The sequence below is a fragment of the Pseudomonas sp. KH_050 genome (genome assembly GCF_057838875.1).
Genome location: NZ_CM174478.1, coordinates 6,277,368 through 6,295,581 on the forward strand (window position 1 = coordinate 6,277,368; position 18,214 = coordinate 6,295,581).

Sequence of the window (18,214 nt, forward strand, 5' to 3'; positions counted from 1 at the left end):
CTACTTCGAGGAGAACGAACATGGGTCGCTTGGCTATTTTTCTACTCACTGCCTGCCTGAGCCTGACCGCCATGGCGGCCGATGCAATCAAAGGCGAACGCAAGGAAGTGTTCGGTGACATCACCGTGCACTACAACACCTTCAACTCGACGTTCATTCAGCCGGACATCGCCAAAGCCGCTGAACTGGTGCGCAGCAAGAATCAGGGCGTAATCAATGTCTCCGTGCTCAAGGACGGAAAACCGTTGGTTTCTGACGTCAGCGGCACGGTCAAAGACCTCATCAGCGCACCCATCCCGCTGAAGTTCAAGCAGATCACCGAGCAAGGCGCGATCTATTACATTGCGCAGTTCCCTGTGGACCAACAGGAAACCCGCACCTTCACGATCAATGTTAAAACTGGCGGCAAAACCAACAGCTTCAGTTTCAACCAAGAGCTATTCCCGGGCGAATAATGAATTTCACGCAACTCGTATTGGCCAGCCACAACGCCGGCAAACTCAAAGAACTCCAGGCCATGCTCGGCGAGTCCGTGCATTTGCGCTCGATTGGCGAGTTCAGCAGCGTCGAACCGGAAGAAACCGGCCTGTCGTTCGTCGAAAACGCCATCCTCAAGGCCCGTAATGCCGCGCGCATTTCCGGTCTGCCGGCATTGGCCGATGATTCCGGGCTGGCGGTGAACTTTCTCGGCGGCGCGCCCGGCATCTACTCCGCACGCTACGCCGAAGGCCAAGGCGACGCGGCCAACAACGCCAAGCTGCTGGAGGTCTTGAAGGATGTGCCTGAAGCCGAGCGCGGCGCGCAGTTCGTTTGCGTGCTGGCCCTGGTTCGACACGCCGATGATCCGCTACCGATTCTCTGCGAAGGGCTGTGGCATGGGCGTATCCTGCCTGCCGCCAGCGGGGCACACGGTTTCGGCTACGACCCGCTGTTCTGGGTCCCGGAGCGCAATTGCTCCAGCGCCGAACTCAGCCCGAGCGAGAAAAACCAATTGAGCCATCGCGCCCGCGCCATGGCCCTGCTGCGTCAGCGTCTGGGGCTGGCATGACTAAGGATTCATCCGCGCAGCCGCTGATCTTCGGCGGTGCGCAAACGCCTCGCGCGGCCCTGCCCCAGCTGCCGCCCCTGGCCCTGTACATCCACATTCCCTGGTGTGTACGCAAATGCCCGTATTGCGACTTCAACTCCCATACTGCAAGCCCCGTGCTGCCGGAACAGGAGTATGTCGACGCGCTGTTGGCCGATCTTGATCAGGACCTGCACGCCGTCTACGGCCGCGAACTGAGTTCGATCTTTTTCGGCGGCGGCACGCCCAGCCTGTTCAGCGCCGACGCTTTGGGCCGCCTGCTCAAAGGCGTGGAACAACGTATCCCGTTTGCCAGCGACATCGAGATCACCCTGGAAGCCAATCCCGGGACCTTCGAGCAGGAGAAGTTCGTCGCTTACCGCGCCCTGGGCATCAATCGCTTGTCGATCGGTATCCAGAGTTTCCAGGAAGAGAAACTCAAGGCGCTGGGCCGGATCCACAACGGAGACGAAGCCGTACGTGCCGCCGGCATGGCCCGTCAGGCGGGCTTCGACAACTTCAATCTGGACCTGATGCACGGCTTGCCCGATCAATCCCTGGATGATGCCCTGAGCGACCTGCGCCAGGCCATTGCGCTGAACCCGACCCATTTGTCCTGGTATCAGCTGACCCTGGAGCCCAACACAGTATTCTGGAACCAGCCGCCGACCCTGCCCGAAGACGACACCCTCTGGGACATTCAGGAAGCTGGCCAGGCACTGCTGGCCGAGCACGGTTACACCCAATACGAAGTCTCCGCTTATGCCCAGCCCGGACGCCCGGCGCGGCATAACCTCAACTACTGGAGCTTTGGCGACTTCATCGGCATCGGTGCGGGCGCCCATGGCAAACTCAGCCATCCCGACGGGCGTATCGTACGCACCTGGAAAACCCGACTGCCCAAGGACTACCTGAACCCGGCGAAAAGCTTTCAGGCCGGCGAGAAATCCCTGAGCAACGAAGAGTTGCCGTTCGAGTTCCTGATGAACGCCTTGCGCTTGACCGATGGCGTCGAATCCAGGCTTTATCCGGAGCGCACCGGGCTGCCCCTGGAAAGCCTCGCTGAAGGCCGTCGCGAAGCCGAACAAAGTGGCTTGTTGCAGGTCGAACCGTCACGTCTGGCAGCCACCGAGCGCGGACAACTCTTTCTCAATGACTTGCTGCAGAATTTTCTGACATAAGGAAATCGAATGGATTTGGTACTCGACCTGCTCGCCAGCGTGTCCCGCTGGAGCCGCAGCAACCTTTCGGAAATCTCTCTGGCGCTGGTCGGCTGCCTGCTGGTGCTGTTCGGCGCCGACATTAAAGGTTGGGTCGAACAACGCCTGGGTGGCATCGCCGGCGCCTTGCGCGTACCGCTGATGGCCCTGCTGTGCATGGTCGGCAGCGGCGTCGCACTGATCTATGCCACACCCTGGATCATCAAAGGCCTGAGCCAATTCAACAACTACAGCCTGGCGCCGGTGTTGTTGGTGGTACTGGTGTTGATTGGGGTGGTTGCAGATCGCCGCTGACCCGAACACAACCCAAAACAAATGTGGGAGCGCGCTTGCTGTGGCGAGCGGGCTTGCCCGCACTGGGTCGCGAAGCAGCCCCAAAACCAGCCACCGCGCTGGATCAGGTACACCGCGCGGAATGGTTTACGACTGCTACGCAGCCGAACGGGGGCAAGCCCCCTCGCCACAGACTTAAGCCAGCTTCTCGAACTTCAAATCCCAAACCCCATGCCCTAGACGCTCACCACGGCGTTCGAACTTGGTGATTGGGCGTTCGGTCGGGCGCGGCACGCATTTGCCGTCCTCGGCCAGGTTGCGGTAGCCCGGCGCGACATCCATGACTTCCAGCATGTACTCGGCATAGGGTTCCCAATCGGTCGCCATATGCAGCACACCGCCGACTTTCAACTTGCTGCGTACCAGTTCGGCGAAAGACGCCTGCACGATGCGACGCTTGTGGTGACGGCTCTTGTGCCAAGGGTCCGGGAAAAACAGCAGCAGACGATCAAGGCTGTTATCCGCAATACAGCGGTTGAGCACTTCGATTGCGTCGCAATCGTAGACCCGCAGGTTGGTCAGGCCCTGAGTCAACACGCCATTGAGCAGCGCGCCTACACCCGGACGGTGGACTTCAACACCGATGAAATCCTGTTCAGGTGAAGCGGCAGCCATTTCCAGCAACGAATGACCCATGCCGAAACCGATTTCCAGAGTGCGTGGCGCCGAGCGGCCGAACACCTGGTCGAAGTCCACCGGTGCATCGGCCAGCGGCAGAACGAACAGCGGCGTACCTTGCTCCAGACCTTTCTGCTGGCCTTCGGTCATACGCCCGGCGCGCATCACGAAACTCTTGATACGGCGGTGCTGGCGTTCTTCGCCTTCTTGCGGCTGGATAGGCGTGTCGTTTGATTCAGTCATCAATGGCTCTTACTTGATCAGACCATCCAGCGGCGAGGAGGCGCTGGCATAGAGTTTTTTCGGCATGCGCCCGGCGAGATAGGCCAGACGACCTGCAACAATGGCGTGCTTCATGGCTTCAGCCATCATGATCGGCTGTTGCGCATTGGCGATGGCCGAGTTCATCAGCACCGCTTCGCAACCCAGCTCCATGGCGATGGTGGCGTCGGAAGCGGTACCCACGCCGGCATCCACCAGCACCGGGATGTTGGCTTCTTCGAGGATGATCCGCAGGTTGTACGGGTTGCAGATCCCCAGCCCGGTACCGATCAGGCCGGCCAATGGCATCACGGCGATGCAGCCGATCTGCTCCAGTTGACGAGCAATGATCGGATCATCGCTGGTGTAGACCATCACGTCGAAACCATCCTTGACCAATATTTCTGCGGCCTTGAGGGTTTCGATGACGTTGGGAAACAGGGTCTTCTGATCCGCCAGGACTTCCAGCTTGACCAGGTTGTGGCCATCCAGCAGTTCACGGGCAAGACGGCAAGTACGCACGGCCTCGATCGCGTCATAGCAACCGGCGGTGTTCGGCAGGATGGTGTAACGATCCGGCGGCAGGATATCGAGCAGGTTCGGTTCACCCGGGTTCTGGCCGATATTGGTCCGGCGCACGGCAACGGTGACGATTTCCGCGCCCGAGGCTTCGATTGCCAGACGGGTTTCTTCCATGTCGCGGTACTTGCCGGTGCCGACCAGCAAACGCGACTGGTAAGTACGACCGGCCAGGACGAAGGGCTTATCGCTACGAACGTTGCTCATGGGAAATCCTCTGTAGGGGTGAGGTTCTGCAGAATTCTTTGCTGATGAATGACCGGGAGCCCTAGCCGCCGCCGATGGCGTGGACCACTTCGACCTGATCGCCCTCACTGAGCGCGGTCTCGGCATGCTGGCTGCGCGGGACGATATCCAGATTGAGTTCGACCGCCACCCGGCGTCCGGTCAGGTCCAGACGGGTCAGCAGGGCCGCGACGGTTTCGCCGTCGGGCAGTTCAAAGGATTCACCGTTCAACTGAATGCGCATGCCGGATGCCGTCATCATTTTTAGGGGTCAGCATTCTAGCCCGATCAGTCAGGCCGACCCAAGCCCTGTCGGTCGCCTCAAGCGGCGAGCTGCACGCGCCAGGCTGCAAACCCCAGGCAGAACCAGCCTGTCAGGAAGGCCAGACCCCCGAAGGGCGTTACAATACCGAGCTTGCTGATTCCGGTCAGGGTCAGCAGATAGAGGCTGCCGGAGAACAACAGGATGCCGATGACAAATGAGGCGCCGGCCCATGTAATCAGCCTCCCGGGTATTTGAGTGGCCAACAGCGCGACGCCCAGCAACGCCAAGGTATGCACCAACTGATAGGTGACCCCTGTATGAAAAATCGCCAGGTATTCCGCGCTCAGGCGATTTTTCAGGCCGTGGGCGGCAAACGCGCCGAGGGCAACGCCGGTAAAGCCGAAGAAGGCAGCCAGCATCAAAAAGCCACGCAGCATGTAGAACTCCAGTCAGACTCATTCAACAGGGTCTGTATAATGGCCCGCTCAACGGGTTCGGCCAAGCCATCTCTATGCTGCGTTTATTTTTTCGTCGATTCACCAAAGCCCTGCTCTGGTTCGCAGCTGGCAGCGTTCTGCTGGTGCTGGTGTTTCGCTTCGTGCCACCACCGGGAACGGCGCTGATGGTCGAGCGTAAGGTCGAATCCTGGTTCAACGGTGAGCCGATCGACCTGCAACGTAGCTGGCAGCCATGGGAGAAGATCTCGGACGACCTGAAAATCGCAGTGATTGCCGGCGAAGATCAGAAGTTCTCCGAGCACTGGGGTTTTGATTTCGGTGCGATTCAGGCGGCATTTGCCCATAACGAGCGCGGCGGTTCGATCCGCGGCGCCAGCACCCTGAGCCAGCAGGTGTCGAAGAACCTGTTTCTGTGGTCGGGTCGCAGCTGGTTGCGCAAAGGGCTGGAAGCCTGGTTTACCGGGCTGATCGAAATACTCTGGCCCAAGCAACGGATTCTTGAGGTCTACCTCAACAGCGTGGAATGGGATGCCGGGGTCTTCGGCGCCGAAGCAGCGGCCCGACATCACTTCGGTATTGGCGCAGGCTCACTGTCGCGCCAACAAGCCAGCCTGCTGGCGGCCGTATTGCCCAACCCGCGCGCGTGGAGCGCCAGCCATCCAAGCAGCTATGTGGCGCGCCGCGCCGGCTGGATTCGCCGACAGATGGGGCAATTGGGTGGCGAGGGTTATCTGGCAGGGCTGAACGATTCGCGCAGGGCGCCTTGGGCGCAGTGATCCGAGACTGCGTCGTTCTCTGGAAAAAGATCGCAGCCTATCGGCAGCTCCGACAGAATCCGGATGCACGTCGCATCGGCGCAGGAGCTGCCGAATGTTCGGGCCGCGCTCGAACGATCTTTGGATCTTGAGACCTAAACAAAAAAGCCCCGATCAGATCGGGGCGTTTTTTTGTGTTTTCGCTGCGATCAGGCGGCGATCGACAACTTGAGCTTGTTCATCGCGCTCTTCTCGAGCTGACGAATACGCTCGGCCGACACGTTGTACTTCTGCGCCAGGTCATGCAGCGTGGCTTTCTCTTCCGCCAGCCAGCGCTGGTAGAGGATGTCGCGGCTGCGATCGTCGAGCACTTCCAGCGCTTCGTGCAGGTTGTGGTTCGAGTTGTCGCTCCAGTCGGCTTCTTCCAGTTGACGGGCCGGGTCGTACCGGTGGTCTTCCAGATAGTTCGCCGGCGACTGGAAGGCGCTGTCGTCGTCCGCTTCTGCTGCCGGATCGAAGGCCATGTCATGTCCGGTCAGGCGACTTTCCATCTCGCGTACTTCCCGCGGCTCTACGCCGAGGCTTTCCGCCACACGATGGACTTCCTCATTGTTCAGCCAGGCCAGACGTTTTTTCTGGCTGCGCAGGTTGAAGAACAGCTTGCGCTGGGCCTTGGTCGTGGCGACCTTGACGATGCGCCAGTTGCGCAGGATGAACTCGTGGATTTCAGCCTTGATCCAGTGCACGGCGAACGACACCAGGCGCACACCCATTTCCGGGTTGAAGCGCTTTACTGCTTTCATCAGCCCGACGTTGCCTTCCTGGATCAGGTCAGCCTGGGCCAGGCCGTAGCCGGAATAGCTACGGGCAATATGCACAACAAAACGCAGGTGGGCGAGCACCATCTGCCGAGCCGCCCCCAAATCCTGCTCATAGTAGAGACTCTCGGCCAGTTCACGCTCCTGCTCCGGTGTCAGCAATGGAATGCTGTTCACCGTGTGCACATAAGCCTCCAGGTTTGCGCCCGGGACTAAAGCATATGCAGGTTGCAAAGAAGTGGTCATACGAAAAAACCTCCGACTCACATAACTCGTGCAGTTCAGCACTGCGAAAATTGACCGGAAACCGAAATACAAGTTCCCTAGAAAGCTGAAAAGTCAATACAAGCAAAAAGACATTATTTCGGCGCAAGCTCCCGAAGGTGGCGTGCTACCGCAATCCATGCACCGATATACCCCAACAGGACCGCGCCAAGCAAGAGTGACAGACCATCGGCGACCGGCACACCGGCCAGCGCAAAATCACTGCCATACAGCCCGGCCAGCCCGACCACCGCATCGTTCAGCCAGTCGAGGCCGAACGCCAGTACGCCCCAGGAAAAAATCCCCGCACCGAAGCCATACAGCGCACCCATATATAGAAAGGGCCTACGCACATAGCTGTCAGTGCCGCCGACCAGTTTAATCACTTCTATCTCGGTGCGACGGTTTTCAATATGAAGACGAATGGTATTGCCTATCACCAAAAGTAATGCAGAAACCAGAAGCACGGTCAAACCGAAGACAAAACGGTCGCCCAGCTTGAGGATCGCTGCCAGACGCTCGACCCAGACTAGATCAAGTTGCGCCTGTTGCACCTTCGGCAGCTCGGAAAGTCTTTGTCTTAATGCTTCAAGAGCCGGCTTGTCGACTTCGTTCGGCGTCACCAGCACCACTCCCGGCAACGGATTGTGCGGCAATTCCTTGAGCGCCTCGCCCAGCCCGGACTGCTGCTGGAACTCTTCCAGGGCCTGGTCACGGCTGATGTATTCGGCTTGCGCGACACCCGGCAGGCCCATGATCTGTTCACGCAACTGCTCGCCTTCGGTGGTGCTGGCGTCGAGTTGCAGGTACAGGGAAATCTGCGCCGCACGCTGCCACGAACCGCCGAGACGTTCGACGTTGTTCAGCAAAAGTGACAGCCCCATCGGCAAGCTCAGGGCAACCGCCATTACCAGGCAGGTGAAAAAGCTGCCGATCGGCTGTTTGCCCAGGCGACGCAGGCTGTCCAGCAAGCTGGCGCGGTGACTTTCAATCCAGGCGTGCAGCAAGGTGCTGAAATCCGGGCCGTCGTCTTCGTCGCGTTTTTTCTTCTGCGGTTGCGGGTCGGCGGCTTTGGGCGCCACACGTTCGGAAACTTTCGGACTGCGTGTCGCACTCATACCCCGGCCTCCCCGTCGCCGATCAACCGGCCACGCTGCAGCGTCAGCATGCGATGGCGCATGCGGGCAATCAGCGCCAGGTCGTGGCTGGCAATCAGCACACTGGTGCCCAGCCGGTTGATGTCTTCGAATACGCCCATGATTTCTGCCGCCAGACGCGGATCGAGGTTACCGGTCGGTTCGTCCGCCAGCAGCAACGCCGGGCGGTGAACGATGGCACGGGCAATGCCGACGCGCTGCTGTTGACCGGTGGACAGATCGCCAGGGTACAGATCGGTCTTGTCCGAAAGCGCCACGCGTTCCAGGGCCGAATCAACGCGCTTGGTAATCTCGGCCTTGGACAGACCGAGAATCTGCAACGGCAAGGCGATGTTGTTGAATATAGTACGGTCGAACAGCAACTGGTGGTTCTGGAACACCACGCCGATCTGCCGCCGCAGGAAAGGAATCTGTGCGTTGCTGATCTGACCCAGATCCTGACCGGCCAGCAGCAGTTTGCCGGTGGTCGGACGTTCCATGGCCAGCAACAATCGCAGCAAGGTGCTTTTACCGGCGCCGGAATGGCCTGTGACAAACAAGAATTCGCCCCGACGGACTCGAAAGCTCAGCTCATGCAAGCCGACGTGACCGTTCGGATAGCGCTTACCGACCTGTTCGAAACGAATCATGAACGCTCCCGTTCGGCAAACAGTGCCTGGACAAAGGGTTCAGCTTCAAAAGTACGCAAATCATCGATGCTTTCACCGACACCGATGTAGCGAATGGGCAGGCCAAATTGCTTGGCCAGGGCAAAGATCACCCCGCCTTTGGCCGTACCGTCGAGCTTAGTCAAGGCTAGACCGGTCAGCTCGACTGTCTGATGGAATTGCTTGGCCTGGCTGATCGCGTTCTGACCCGTACCGGCGTCGAGCACCAGCAGCACTTCATGCGGCGCATCAGCATCGAGTTTGCTGATGACCCGGCGAACCTTTTTCAGTTCTTCCATCAGGTTGTCTTTGGTGTGCAGGCGACCGGCGGTGTCGGCGATCAATACGTCGATGCCACGGGCTTTGGCGGCCTGCACCGCGTCGAAGATCACCGAGGCGGAATCAGCCCCAGTGTGCTGGGCAATCACCGGAATCTTGTTGCGCTCGCCCCAGACCTGCAACTGCTCGACTGCCGCCGCGCGGAAGGTATCACCAGCCGCGAGCATGACTTTCTTGCCTTCGAGCTGCAGCTTCTTCGCCAGTTTGCCGATGGTGGTGGTTTTACCGGCGCCGTTGACGCCGACCACCAGAATCACGAACGGCTTGTTCTGCGAGCTGATGTTTAGCGGCTTCTCGACTGGTTTGAGCATGGCCGCGAGCTCGACCTGCAGGGATTTGTACAGCGCATCGGCGTCGGCCAGCTGTTTGCGCGCGACTTTCTGAGTCAGGCTCTGGATGATCACCGAGGTCGCTTCGACGCCGACGTCAGCCGTCAGCAGACGGGTTTCGATGTCCTCGAGCAGCTCGTCATCGATCAGCTTCTTGCCGAGGAACAGGCTGGCCATGCCCTCGCCGATGCTGGCGCTGGTCTTGGACAGGCCTTGCTTGAGGCGGGCAAAGAAACCGACTTTTTCTTCGCTGCTGGCGCGGGCTGGTTCGACGGTTACGGACGATGCGAGCGGTGTAGGGGGCGCTGGCACAACAGTAGCAACAACAGCAGGAGCAACAGATGCAGCAACAACCGCTGCAGGAGCTGGTGCAGGGACAGGTTCTGGAACCAAAAATGCCGCAATTACTGCCTCTGGAACATCGGGCTCGGCAATTATCGGTTCCGCTGTCACCGGCTCGACCACTGCAACCGGCTCGCTAACCAGCAGCTGTACCGCTTGCTGAATCTCTGTCGGCGCAGGAATCGGCGGGGTGATATGCGGTGCCAACACATCCTCGACCAACCCGACCGGCTCTTCTGCCACGGGCAGAACCGGCCACGGCTTATGCTCGGTGTGCGCAGTCGGTGCAGGTGCGACAGCCGCAGACTCCGCCACCGGCTGAGAGACCGGTTCGGCGACAGGCGAAACGATCGCAGCGGACACGTCTACAACCGGTGCAGCATCTACAACCGGTTCAGGGGTAGGCTCAGGATTGGCTTGCGGCTGTTCGACGACGGTTTCCTGCGGCTTTTTGCGCAGCCATCCGAACAGGCCTTTTTTCTCGCCAGCCGCAGCTGGGGTCTTCTTGTCGTCGTTGGAACCAAACATGGATGACGGCTATCTCAAGGTAGCGACGCGCCAATGTGGCGCCTCGGCAAATAAATATTCGATGCAGAACAGACTGCTTTTTACCCAGCTTGTTCACGCGCAACATTTTGTCGAGGTGCTGATCGGCACCTCAAAGGTCGACTAATACGAAGGACTGGAACGGCATCGTCGGCGAAAACCCAGAGTTTAGCTGACAAACTCAAAGCTTCTGCCGGAAACTCATACAACCTGCTGACCGATCAAAGGCCTGATAGGCGTGGCCGCCAGTAAAACGGATCAGTATCCTAGCACCCTCTCGCCCGCCGACGCTAAGACCAAGCGGGCAGCCCAACAGGTTTAAAAACGAATGAATGCTCTAGCCCGCCGCGCCGCAGGCCTGCTGTTCAGTACAGTTTGTCTGCCCCTTTCAGCATTGGCTGCCGATCCACAACCCACCCATGAGTTCACCCTCGACAACGGCCTTAAAGTGGTCGTGCGCGAAGACCATCGCGCGCCTGTGGTGGTTTCGCAGGTTTGGTACAAGGTCGGCTCCAGCTATGAAACCCCGGGCCAGACCGGTTTGTCCCACGCCCTGGAGCACATGATGTTCAAGGGCAGCGAGAAAGTCGGCCCCGGCGAAGCCTCGTTGATCCTGCGCGATCTGGGCGCCGAAGAGAATGCCTTCACCAGCGACGACTTCACCGCTTATTACCAGGTACTGGCCCGCGACCGCCTGGCCGTGGCCTTCGAGCTGGAAGCCGACCGCATGGCCAATCTGCGCCTGCCGGCCGACGAGTTCAGTCGCGAGATCGAAGTGATCAAGGAAGAGCGCCGCCTGCGCACCGACGACAAACCCATGTCCAAGGCCTACGAGCGCTTCAAGGCAATGGCCTACCCGGCGAGCGGCTACCACACGCCGACCATCGGCTGGATGGCTGACCTGGACCGGATGAAGGTCGAGGAACTGCGTAACTGGTACACGTCCTGGTATGTGCCGAACAACGCCACCCTGGTGGTGGTCGGCGACGTGACCCCGGATGAGGTCAAGGCTCTGGCCCAGCGCTACTTCGGTCCGATTGCCAGGCGCGACGTACCGCCGGCGAAGATCCCGCGAGAACTGGCCGAACCCGGCGAACGCCAGATTACCCTGCACGTGAAGACTCAACTACCGAGCCTGATGCTGGGCTTCAACGTGCCGAGCATCGCCACTGCAGTGGACAAGCGCTCGGTGAATGCCCTGCGGCTGATCTCGGCGCTGCTCGACGGCGGTTATAGCGCACGCATCCCGACCCAACTGGAGCGCGGTGAAGAACTGGTCTCCGGCGGTTCGTCGGATTATGACGCCTACACCCGCGGTGACAGCCTGTTCACGCTTTCCGCGACGCCCAACTCGCAGAAAAACAAAACCATGGCCCAGGCCGAAGCCGGTCTGTGGCGCCTGCTCGATCAGTTGAAAACCACCGCACCAACGGCTGAAGAGTTGGAACGCGTCCGCGCCCAGGTGATCGCCGGCCTCGTCTACGAACGCGATTCGATCACCAGCCAGGCCACCGCCATCGGCCAGCTGGAAACCGTCGGCCTGTCCTGGAAACTGATGGACAGCGAGCTCGACGAGCTGCAAAGCGTGACCCCGCAAGATATCCAGAACGCCGCCCGCACCTATTTCACCCGCGAACGTCTCAGCGTTGCGCATGTCCTGCCCGAGGAGACCGCCCATGAGTGAGCGCAAAAAATCACGCCTGGCCTTGATCGGCCTGGTACTCGTCGCACTGGTTGGCTCGCTGGGCTTCTACCTCAGCCGCCCGAGCGAGTCCGATGCCAGCCAGGCGCTGGATAAGGCCAAAGCCAGCAAGAAGCTGCAATCATTGGCGGAACTGGACGGCAAGGCGCCGGGGCGTCGTGCGCTGGATGTACAAACCTGGCAAACCGCCGAAGGCGCCAAGGTGCTGTTCGTTGAAGCCCGCGAACTGCCAATGTTCGACATGCGCCTGACGTTCGCCGCTGGCAGCAGCCAGGATGGCAGCGCGCCCGGCCTGGCATTGCTGACCAACGCCATGCTCAATGAAGGCGTCGCCGGCAAAGACGTCGGCGGGATTGCCGAAGGCTTCGAAGGTCTGGGGGCCGATTTTGGCAACGGCGCTTACAAAGACATGGCCGTTGCTTCGCTGCGCAGCCTGAGCGCTGTGGATAAACGCACACCTGCCTTGAAGCTGTTTGCCGAAGTGGTGGGTAAACCGACCTTCCCGGCCGACTCGCTGGCGCGAATCAAGAACCAGATGCTCGCCGGTTTCGAATACCAGAAGCAGAGTCCCGGCAAACTGGCGAGCCTTGAGCTGATGAGTCGTCTGTACGGCGATCATCCTTACGCCCACTCCAGCGATGGCACAGCGAAAAGCGTTCCGCTCATCAGCCTCGCTCAGCTGGAGGCATTTCACGCCAAGGCCTATGCCGCTGGCAATGTGGTGATCGCGTTGGTCGGTGATCTGTCGCGCGCCGAAGCCGAGGTCATTGCCGCACAAGTCTCCAGCGCACTGCCCAAAGGCCCGGCGCTGGCCAAGATCGAACCACCGATTGAGCCAAAGGCCAGTACCGGTCATATCGAGTTCCCGTCCAACCAGACGAACCTGATGCTCGCGCAATTGGGCATCAACCGTGACGATCCGGACTACGCAGCACTGTCGATGGGCAATCAGATCCTCGGCGGTGGCGGTTTTGGCACGCGACTGATGAGTGAAGTACGCGAGAAGCGCGGCCTGACTTACGGCGTATACTCCGGTTTCACCCCGATGCAGGCTCGCGGGCCGTTCATGATCAACCTGCAGACCCGCGCCGAGATGAGCGAAGGCACGTTGAAACTGGTCCAGGACGTTCTCGCCGATTACCTGAAAACCGGTCCGACCCAGAAAGAACTGGACGACGCCAAGCGTGAACTGGCCGGCAGCTTTCCGCTGTCCACCGCCAGCAACGCCGATATCGTCGGGCAACTGGGTGCCATGGGTTTCTATAACCTGCCGCTCAGCTATCTTGAAGACTTCATGCAGCAGTCCCAGAGTTTGACTGTCGAGCAGGTCAGGACCGCACTGAACAACCATCTGAGCACCGACAAGATGGTCATTGTCAGCGCTGGTCCGACCGTGCCACAAAAGCCGTTACCGGCCCCTACTGATAAACCCGCCGAGCAGCCGCTCGGGGTTCCGGAGCATTAATGGCCAGCCCATCGCGTCCCAGCAAAAAACCGCTTCACAACGTCCATAACGGCGTTAACCAATTGCGCATCATCGGCGGCGAATGGCGTAGCCGTCGCTTGAGCTTCCCCGACGCTCCGGGCCTGCGCCCGACGCCGGACCGGGTCCGTGAAACCCTGTTCAACTGGCTCGCGCCGTACGTGGCCGGGGCCAAAGTGCTCGACCCGTTCGCTGGCAGTGGCGCGCTTTTCCTCGAAGCCCTGTCCCGTGGCGCCGCCATGGGCCAGGCGCTGGACAGCAGCAACATCGCCGTGTCCAGCCTGCGCGAGCACCTGGGCACCCTGCGCTGCACCACCGGCCAGGTGCAGACCGCCGACGCCTTGCGTTATCTGGAAAGCCAGCCGGCGATGGCGTTCGACCTGGTATTTCTCGATCCGCCGTTCAACCAGAACTTGTTGCCTGTCGTCTGCGCACTGCTCGAAGAGCGCCAGTGGCTGGCCGCCGACGCCTGGATCTATACCGAAAGCGAAACCGCACCCTCGACCCTCGGCCTTCCGGCCAGCTGGCGCCTGCATCGGGAGCAAAAATCCGGACGGGTCTACTATGCATTGTGGCAACGTATGGTAAAGACAGTCGGTTAATCGACCGTCCTGAAAAAGGTGCGTACCCAGGTACGCACCGCTGCATCGAGAACAACCGTGCCCACACCGCCAGATCGTTTCACCCCTGCCCTGGGCTTGGGCAATCCGCACCTGCAAACCTTGTGGGGCCCGCTGTGGCGCAAAACCACCCATCTCGATCGACAACGTGAACGGCTGTGGCTTGAGGACGGAGACTTCCTCGACCTCGACTGGCATGCCCCTCATAGCCTTGATGCGCCTTTGGTGCTGGTATTGCACGGGCTGACCGGTTCTTCGAATTCGCCCTATGTGGCCGGCCTGCAAAAAGCCCTGGCAGCTCAAGGCTGGGGCAGTGTGGCGCTGAATTGGCGCGGCTGCTCCGGGGAACCCAATCTGCTGGCGCGCAGTTATCACTCCGGCGCCAGTGAAGACCTGGCGGCAGCCATCAGCCATCTGCGAGCCCAGCGACCCTTGGCACCGTTGTATGCAGTCGGCTATTCGCTGGGCGGCAACGTGCTGCTCAAGTATTTGGGGGAAACCGGCGACAACAGCCAACTGCTGGGCGCGGTGGCGGTTTCAGTGCCCTTTCGTCTCGACCACTGCGCCGACCGTATTGGCCTGGGATTTTCCAAGGTGTATCAGGCGCACTTCATGCGCCAGATGCTCGCCTATATCAAAAACAAACAGCGGCAATTCCAGCATGACGGTCGCCACGAAGGCCTGGCGACTCTGGCGCAGCTGGGCGCGCTGGACAATATGCGAACCTTCTGGGATTTCGACGGGCGGGTCACCGCACCATTAAACGGGTTTGTCGATGCAGAGGACTATTACCGTCGCGCTTCCAGTTGCTACTTTCTCGGTGCCATCCGCACGCCGACCCTGATCATTCAGGCCGCTGACGATCCTTTCGTCTTCCCCCACAGCCTGCCGCAAACCAGCGAGCTGTCGCCGACCACACAATTCGAATTGCAGGCTCGGGGTGGGCATGTCGGTTTTGTCGATGGAACCTTGCGCACTCCCGGTTACTACCTGGAGCGCAGGATCCCGCAATGGCTGACTGGCACAGGTCACAGGTAGCGCTTATGAACCTTGAGGGTGAGTCGGTCCGTTTCTGGCAGACCGCGCCGCTGGCAGGCGTCGAGTTATTGGCCGCCCGCTACATCGAGCAGCGTTTTGTGCCCCATGTGCATGACGGCTATGTCATCGGCCTGATCATGGCCGGCGCCCAACGTTATCGCTACCGCGGTGCAGACCACCTGGCGGGTAGCGGAACCCTGGTGCTGATCAACCCCGACGAATTGCACACGGGCCATAAAGGCACGGATGACGGGTGGTTGTATCGGGCGTTTTATCCCGACAACGAGCAGATCCTTTCGCTACTGGCCGAGCTCGAACTCCCGGCCAACAACCTTCCGGCATTTGGTGCCACGCTCTATCGCGATCCGGATCTGGTCAGCGGTTTCTGCCAATTGCACCGGTTGCTGGAAAGCCCGGCCTCGGCGCTGCAACAGCAAACGGTCTGGCGGGAAATGATGTTGTCGTTGCTGCAACGCTACGCTGGCGTGTCGACGCCCGATAACCCCGGGCTGGAACATCGCGCAGTCGCCCGGGCCAAGGAACTGCTGCAGTCTCGGCTGGCTGCACCGCCGTCCCTCGAAGAACTGGCCACAGCGGTCAACCTGTCACCTTTTCATTTCGCCCGAGTGTTCCGCCGCGCCACGGGCATGCCGCCACATACCTGGCTGATGCAGCAACGGATCGCTCGAGCGCGGGCATTATTGCGCGACGGCTGCCTGCCGCTGGAAGTGGCGACGCAATTGGGCTTCGCCGACCAGAGCCATCTGAGCCGGCAGTTCAAAAAAGTCTATGGCGTCGGCCCGGGGGCCTATCGCAGTGCCCGGCAATTACCCTAAGTCTGGCGAGGGAGCAAGCTCGCGCTCGGGCGCGAAGCGACCGTAAAGCCGACCGCTGAGTCTTACCAGACAAAACGCGATTGCAGATTTCAGGACTGCTACGCAGCCCGGCGGGAGCAAGCTCCCTCGCCACGGGTATGTTCTTGGCATAAGGGCTGCGATCGTTTGGCAACAGCGCAAGATCGTTCAAGACGGACTCAATCCGACTGCCTAAGATGCGGGCAATAAGGAGAGTCTTGATGACCCGTAAGCAGCTTTTTTCCCGAGGTATCCGCGACAGCTTTGCCATGGCCGTGGGCATTCTGCCGTTCGGGCTGATCTTCGGCACACTGGCTGGCGCCGCCGGCCTGACGTTATGGCAGGCGGTCGGCATGTCGCTGTTCGTCTATGCCGGTTCTGCGCAATTCATTGTCATCAGCCTGTTCGGGGTGGGCGCCAGCGCCGTGGTAATTCTGCTGACGACCTTTATCGTCAACCTGCGACACGTACTCTACAGCGCCACTTTACAGCCCCACGCCAGCCAACTACCGCAGCGCTGGCGGGTGTTGCTGGCGTTCTGGCTGACTGATGAAACCTTTGCCGTGGTCCAGCGTTTTTATCTGCTGCACGCAGACCCGCCGCTGGCGCACTGGTATTGGGTGGGCGTGGCCTGCTCACTGTACGTCTGCTGGGTACTCAGCTCGCTGGTCGGGGTGTTGTTCGGTCAGGCGGTACCTGACCTGGCCAGCTGGGGCCTTGAGTTCGCCATGCTGGCGACCTTTATCGGCATCGTCGTGCCATTGCTGCGCAACAAACCGCAAGTGGCAGCAGCCTTGGCGGCGGGTGCCGTGGCGTTGATGACTTACAACTGGCCCTACAAACTCGGGTTGATGGCCGCCGCGTTCAGCGGAATTGCGGTGGGCGTCGTGCTGGAGCGCCGGCAATTGGCGATGCGGTCGGAAAAGGAGCTGCGCCCATGAGTTACTGGTGGCTGATTTTCGGCATGGCAACCATCACTTTCGTCCTGCGCTACAGCTTGTTTGCCTGGCCAAACCTGAGTTTCCCACCGCTGGTTCGCCAAGGTTTGCACTACGTGCCGACTGCAGTGCTCACTGCCATTGTGGTGCCAGGCATGTTGCTGCCCGATGGCGAGCATTGGGCGCTGAACCTGAGCAATGCGTATTTGCTGGCGGGGCTGGCGGCGATTGCCATTGCCGCGTTGACCCGGCATTTGCTGGCGACCATTGGCGGCGGGTTGCTGGTGTTCTTTTTGTTGCGCTGGATGATGGGGCAGTTGCCCATTTGATCCGGTGATGGCCGAAAAGATCGCAGCCTATCGGCAGCTCCTACAGGATTGCGTACACCCGCTTATCACGGGTGTATACGGTCGGTGTAGGGGCTGCCGCAGGCTGCGATCTTTTCACTGCACACTCGATATGGAAGCGGACCTGGCTTTAATCGCCCTTCGCAACCGCCCGCTTTGGATCGGTAATCCACTCGCTCCACGATCCCGCGTACAAGCTGGCCAACGGATACCCCGCCAGACACAACGCGAACAGGTTATGGCACGCCGTTACACCGGAACCGCAATACGCCACCAGCTCTGTGGGTGAGCGATCACCCAGCTTCGCAGCGAAACGTTGTTTGAGCTGGTCCGCCGCCAGGAACCGCCCGTCGCTGCCCAGGTTTTCGCTGAATGCCGCGCATTGTGCGCCGGGGATATGCCCGGCCACGGGGTCGATCGGCTCCACCTCGCCACGGAATCGCGGCTCGGCACGAGCATCGAGCAAAGTCAGGGATGGCCGGCCGAGGCGCTTTTGCAGCTGTTCGGTGCTCAACAGCAGCGAGGTGTCAGGAGTACCGGTAAAGCTGCCTGGCGAGTTGCCAGGCGCGTCCAGACTCAATGGCAAACCGGCCGCATGCCAAGCCTTCAAACCGCCGTCGAGGATAAAAACTCCGTCGCGCTTGCCCAGCCAGGCCAGCAGCCACCAGGCGCGCGCGGCAAAGGCGCCAGGGCCGTCGTCATAAAGCACGACTTCACTGTCGGCATTGATTCCCCAGTCTTGCAAGCGCTGAACCAGCTGCGCCGGATCCGGCAGCGGATGGCGTCCGGTCACACCTTTGACCATCCGACCACTGAGATCACGCTCCAGATCGGCGAAAGAAGCACCGGCAATATGTCCTTCGGCATAACTGCGCTGTCCGTAGTCCGGGTCTTCGAGGGCAAAACGGCAATCCAGAATCACCAGCCCTTCCTGCTCCTTTTTCAGATCCAGAGCTTGAGGGCTGATCAATTGCGCAATGGGCATAGCGGGCTCCTGTGATGACGTCATA

Annotated in this window: 22 protein-coding genes; 13 read left to right on the plus strand and 9 right to left on the minus strand. The window is 60.3% G+C overall.

Annotated elements, in window-relative coordinates:
• Positions 1–20 precede the first annotated feature (20 nt).
• The 4 genes from AC3IUA_RS28865 to AC3IUA_RS28880 are packed head-to-tail and all read left to right on the plus strand — an operon-like array spanning position 21 to position 2,580.
• Positions 21–455 carry a DUF4426 domain-containing protein gene (locus tag AC3IUA_RS28865; protein WP_489358171.1) on the plus strand — a complete coding sequence of 145 codons (435 nt, stop codon included), beginning with the start codon at positions 21–23 and terminating at the stop codon, positions 453–455.
• Positions 455–1,048, plus strand: coding sequence for an RdgB/HAM1 family non-canonical purine NTP pyrophosphatase (gene rdgB / locus AC3IUA_RS28870; protein ID WP_489358172.1), 594 nt, complete (start codon positions 455–457; stop codon positions 1,046–1,048). Before AC3IUA_RS28865 ends, rdgB begins: the two co-directional genes overlap by 1 nt.
• Complete coding sequence (gene hemW / locus AC3IUA_RS28875) at positions 1,045–2,247, plus strand: radical SAM family heme chaperone HemW (protein WP_489358173.1); 1,203 nt, start codon at positions 1,045–1,047, stop codon at positions 2,245–2,247. The genes rdgB and hemW overlap by 4 nt, the downstream gene beginning before the upstream one ends.
• A gap of 9 nt (positions 2,248–2,256) precedes the next feature.
• Positions 2,257–2,580, plus strand: coding sequence for a DUF3392 domain-containing protein (locus AC3IUA_RS28880; RefSeq protein WP_489358174.1), 324 nt, complete (start codon positions 2,257–2,259; stop codon positions 2,578–2,580).
• A 174-nt stretch (positions 2,581–2,754) separates the two neighbouring features.
• Here the strand turns inward: AC3IUA_RS28880 and trmB are convergent, their stop codons facing one another.
• From trmB to AC3IUA_RS28900, 4 genes are all read right to left on the minus strand, one after another.
• Complete coding sequence (gene trmB / locus AC3IUA_RS28885; RefSeq protein WP_489358175.1) at positions 2,755–3,480, minus strand: tRNA (guanosine(46)-N7)-methyltransferase TrmB; 726 nt, start codon at positions 3,478–3,480, stop codon at positions 2,755–2,757.
• Between the two features lie 9 nt (positions 3,481–3,489).
• A complete protein-coding gene (locus tag AC3IUA_RS28890; protein ID WP_489358176.1) occupies positions 3,490–4,284 on the minus strand; it encodes a thiazole synthase in 795 nt (264 codons plus the stop codon).
• 61 nt (positions 4,285–4,345) lie between these two features.
• Positions 4,346–4,546 carry a sulfur carrier protein ThiS gene (gene thiS / locus AC3IUA_RS28895; protein ID WP_175645494.1) on the minus strand — a complete coding sequence of 67 codons (201 nt, stop codon included), beginning with the start codon at positions 4,544–4,546 and terminating at the stop codon, positions 4,346–4,348.
• Between the two features lie 77 nt (positions 4,547–4,623).
• The gene (locus AC3IUA_RS28900; RefSeq protein WP_489358177.1) at positions 4,624–5,004 is read right to left on the minus strand and encodes a DUF423 domain-containing protein; all 381 of its coding nucleotides are present in this window, start codon (positions 5,002–5,004) and stop codon (positions 4,624–4,626) included.
• 74 nt (positions 5,005–5,078) lie between these two features.
• Between AC3IUA_RS28900 and mtgA the strand changes: the two genes are divergently transcribed.
• Positions 5,079–5,801 (plus strand): monofunctional biosynthetic peptidoglycan transglycosylase, encoded by a 723-nt coding sequence (mtgA, locus tag AC3IUA_RS28905; protein WP_489358178.1) that lies wholly within the window; start codon positions 5,079–5,081, stop codon positions 5,799–5,801.
• 188 nt (positions 5,802–5,989) lie between these two features.
• Here mtgA and rpoH read toward each other — a convergent pair whose 3' ends face one another.
• The 4 genes from rpoH to ftsY form a co-directional block, all read right to left on the minus strand.
• Positions 5,990–6,844, minus strand: coding sequence for an RNA polymerase sigma factor RpoH (gene rpoH, locus AC3IUA_RS28910; protein ID WP_489358179.1), 855 nt, complete (start codon positions 6,842–6,844; stop codon positions 5,990–5,992).
• 113 nt (positions 6,845–6,957) lie between these two features.
• Positions 6,958–7,980, minus strand: coding sequence for a permease-like cell division protein FtsX (gene ftsX / locus AC3IUA_RS28915; protein ID WP_489358180.1), 1,023 nt, complete (start codon positions 7,978–7,980; stop codon positions 6,958–6,960).
• Complete coding sequence (ftsE, locus tag AC3IUA_RS28920) at positions 7,977–8,648, minus strand: cell division ATP-binding protein FtsE (RefSeq protein ID WP_150802976.1); 672 nt, start codon at positions 8,646–8,648, stop codon at positions 7,977–7,979. The genes ftsX and ftsE overlap by 4 nt, the downstream gene beginning before the upstream one ends.
• Complete coding sequence (gene ftsY, locus AC3IUA_RS28925; protein WP_489358181.1) at positions 8,645–10,204, minus strand: signal recognition particle-docking protein FtsY; 1,560 nt, start codon at positions 10,202–10,204, stop codon at positions 8,645–8,647. The genes ftsE and ftsY overlap by 4 nt, the downstream gene beginning before the upstream one ends.
• On the opposite strand from ftsY, the gene AC3IUA_RS28930 reads away from it, so the two are divergent.
• The 8 genes from AC3IUA_RS28930 (at position 10,203) to AC3IUA_RS28965 (ending at position 17,186) form a co-directional block, all read left to right on the plus strand.
• Positions 10,203–10,349 carry a hypothetical protein gene (locus AC3IUA_RS28930; protein ID WP_489358182.1) on the plus strand — a complete coding sequence of 49 codons (147 nt, stop codon included), beginning with the start codon at positions 10,203–10,205 and terminating at the stop codon, positions 10,347–10,349. The genes ftsY and AC3IUA_RS28930 overlap by 2 nt on opposite strands.
• 201 nt (positions 10,350–10,550) lie before the next feature.
• A complete protein-coding gene (locus AC3IUA_RS28935) occupies positions 10,551–11,906 on the plus strand; it encodes a M16 family metallopeptidase (protein WP_489358183.1) in 1,356 nt (451 codons plus the stop codon).
• Positions 11,899–13,389, plus strand: a complete 1,491-nt coding sequence (locus AC3IUA_RS28940; RefSeq protein ID WP_489358185.1) for a M16 family metallopeptidase — start codon at positions 11,899–11,901, stop codon at positions 13,387–13,389. The genes AC3IUA_RS28935 and AC3IUA_RS28940 overlap by 8 nt, the downstream gene beginning before the upstream one ends.
• Entirely contained in the window at positions 13,389–14,009 is a 621-nt protein-coding gene (gene rsmD, locus AC3IUA_RS28945) for a 16S rRNA (guanine(966)-N(2))-methyltransferase RsmD (RefSeq protein ID WP_489358186.1), read from the plus strand. The genes AC3IUA_RS28940 and rsmD overlap by 1 nt, the downstream gene beginning before the upstream one ends.
• 57 nt (positions 14,010–14,066) lie before the next feature.
• Positions 14,067–15,065: a hydrolase gene (locus tag AC3IUA_RS28950; protein ID WP_489358187.1), complete on the plus strand. Its 999-nt coding sequence runs from the start codon at positions 14,067–14,069 to the stop codon at positions 15,063–15,065.
• Between the two features lie 5 nt (positions 15,066–15,070).
• Positions 15,071–15,901 carry an AraC family transcriptional regulator gene (locus AC3IUA_RS28955; RefSeq protein ID WP_489358188.1) on the plus strand — a complete coding sequence of 277 codons (831 nt, stop codon included), beginning with the start codon at positions 15,071–15,073 and terminating at the stop codon, positions 15,899–15,901.
• Between the two features lie 239 nt (positions 15,902–16,140).
• Positions 16,141–16,860: an AzlC family ABC transporter permease gene (locus AC3IUA_RS28960; protein ID WP_489358189.1), complete on the plus strand. Its 720-nt coding sequence runs from the start codon at positions 16,141–16,143 to the stop codon at positions 16,858–16,860.
• A complete protein-coding gene (locus AC3IUA_RS28965) occupies positions 16,857–17,186 on the plus strand; it encodes an AzlD domain-containing protein (protein ID WP_150802968.1) in 330 nt (109 codons plus the stop codon). The genes AC3IUA_RS28960 and AC3IUA_RS28965 overlap by 4 nt, the downstream gene beginning before the upstream one ends.
• Positions 17,187–17,334: 148 nt before the next feature.
• On the opposite strand, the gene AC3IUA_RS28970 is transcribed toward AC3IUA_RS28965, so the two are convergent.
• Positions 17,335–18,189, minus strand: coding sequence for a sulfurtransferase (locus AC3IUA_RS28970; RefSeq protein ID WP_489358190.1), 855 nt, complete (start codon positions 18,187–18,189; stop codon positions 17,335–17,337).
• Positions 18,190–18,214 lie beyond the last annotated feature (25 nt).

Excerpts from the sequence above, each read along its gene's own strand:
- thiS (WP_175645494.1), bottom strand. The coding sequence starts at position 4,546 with ATGCGCATTCAGTTGAACGGTGAATCCTTTGAACTGCCCGACGGCGAA.
- AC3IUA_RS28955 (WP_489358188.1), top strand. The coding sequence starts at position 15,071 with ATGAACCTTGAGGGTGAGTCGGTCCGTTTCTGGCAGACCGCGCCGCTG.
- hemW (WP_489358173.1), top strand. The coding sequence starts at position 1,045 with ATGACTAAGGATTCATCCGCGCAGCCGCTGATCTTCGGCGGTGCGCAA.
- AC3IUA_RS28880 (WP_489358174.1), top strand. The coding sequence starts at position 2,257 with ATGGATTTGGTACTCGACCTGCTCGCCAGCGTGTCCCGCTGGAGCCGC.
- AC3IUA_RS28970 (WP_489358190.1), bottom strand. The coding sequence starts at position 18,189 with ATGCCCATTGCGCAATTGATCAGCCCTCAAGCTCTGGATCTGAAAAAG.
- ftsX (WP_489358180.1), bottom strand. The coding sequence starts at position 7,980 with ATGAGTGCGACACGCAGTCCGAAAGTTTCCGAACGTGTGGCGCCCAAA.
- AC3IUA_RS28960 (WP_489358189.1), top strand. The coding sequence starts at position 16,141 with ATGACCCGTAAGCAGCTTTTTTCCCGAGGTATCCGCGACAGCTTTGCC.
- AC3IUA_RS28940 (WP_489358185.1), top strand. The coding sequence starts at position 11,899 with ATGAGTGAGCGCAAAAAATCACGCCTGGCCTTGATCGGCCTGGTACTC.
- trmB (WP_489358175.1), bottom strand. The coding sequence starts at position 3,480 with ATGACTGAATCAAACGACACGCCTATCCAGCCGCAAGAAGGCGAAGAA.
- AC3IUA_RS28965 (WP_150802968.1), top strand. The coding sequence starts at position 16,857 with ATGAGTTACTGGTGGCTGATTTTCGGCATGGCAACCATCACTTTCGTC.
- AC3IUA_RS28900 (WP_489358177.1), bottom strand. The coding sequence starts at position 5,004 with ATGCTGCGTGGCTTTTTGATGCTGGCTGCCTTCTTCGGCTTTACCGGC.
- AC3IUA_RS28890 (WP_489358176.1), bottom strand. The coding sequence starts at position 4,284 with ATGAGCAACGTTCGTAGCGATAAGCCCTTCGTCCTGGCCGGTCGTACT.
- ftsY (WP_489358181.1), bottom strand. The coding sequence starts at position 10,204 with ATGTTTGGTTCCAACGACGACAAGAAGACCCCAGCTGCGGCTGGCGAG.
- mtgA (WP_489358178.1), top strand. The coding sequence starts at position 5,079 with ATGCTGCGTTTATTTTTTCGTCGATTCACCAAAGCCCTGCTCTGGTTC.
- rpoH (WP_489358179.1), bottom strand. The coding sequence starts at position 6,844 with ATGACCACTTCTTTGCAACCTGCATATGCTTTAGTCCCGGGCGCAAAC.
- AC3IUA_RS28865 (WP_489358171.1), top strand. The coding sequence starts at position 21 with ATGGGTCGCTTGGCTATTTTTCTACTCACTGCCTGCCTGAGCCTGACC.
- rdgB (WP_489358172.1), top strand. The coding sequence starts at position 455 with ATGAATTTCACGCAACTCGTATTGGCCAGCCACAACGCCGGCAAACTC.
- AC3IUA_RS28930 (WP_489358182.1), top strand. The coding sequence starts at position 10,203 with ATGGATGACGGCTATCTCAAGGTAGCGACGCGCCAATGTGGCGCCTCG.
- ftsE (WP_150802976.1), bottom strand. The coding sequence starts at position 8,648 with ATGATTCGTTTCGAACAGGTCGGTAAGCGCTATCCGAACGGTCACGTC.
- AC3IUA_RS28935 (WP_489358183.1), top strand. The coding sequence starts at position 10,551 with ATGAATGCTCTAGCCCGCCGCGCCGCAGGCCTGCTGTTCAGTACAGTT.
- rsmD (WP_489358186.1), top strand. The coding sequence starts at position 13,389 with ATGGCCAGCCCATCGCGTCCCAGCAAAAAACCGCTTCACAACGTCCAT.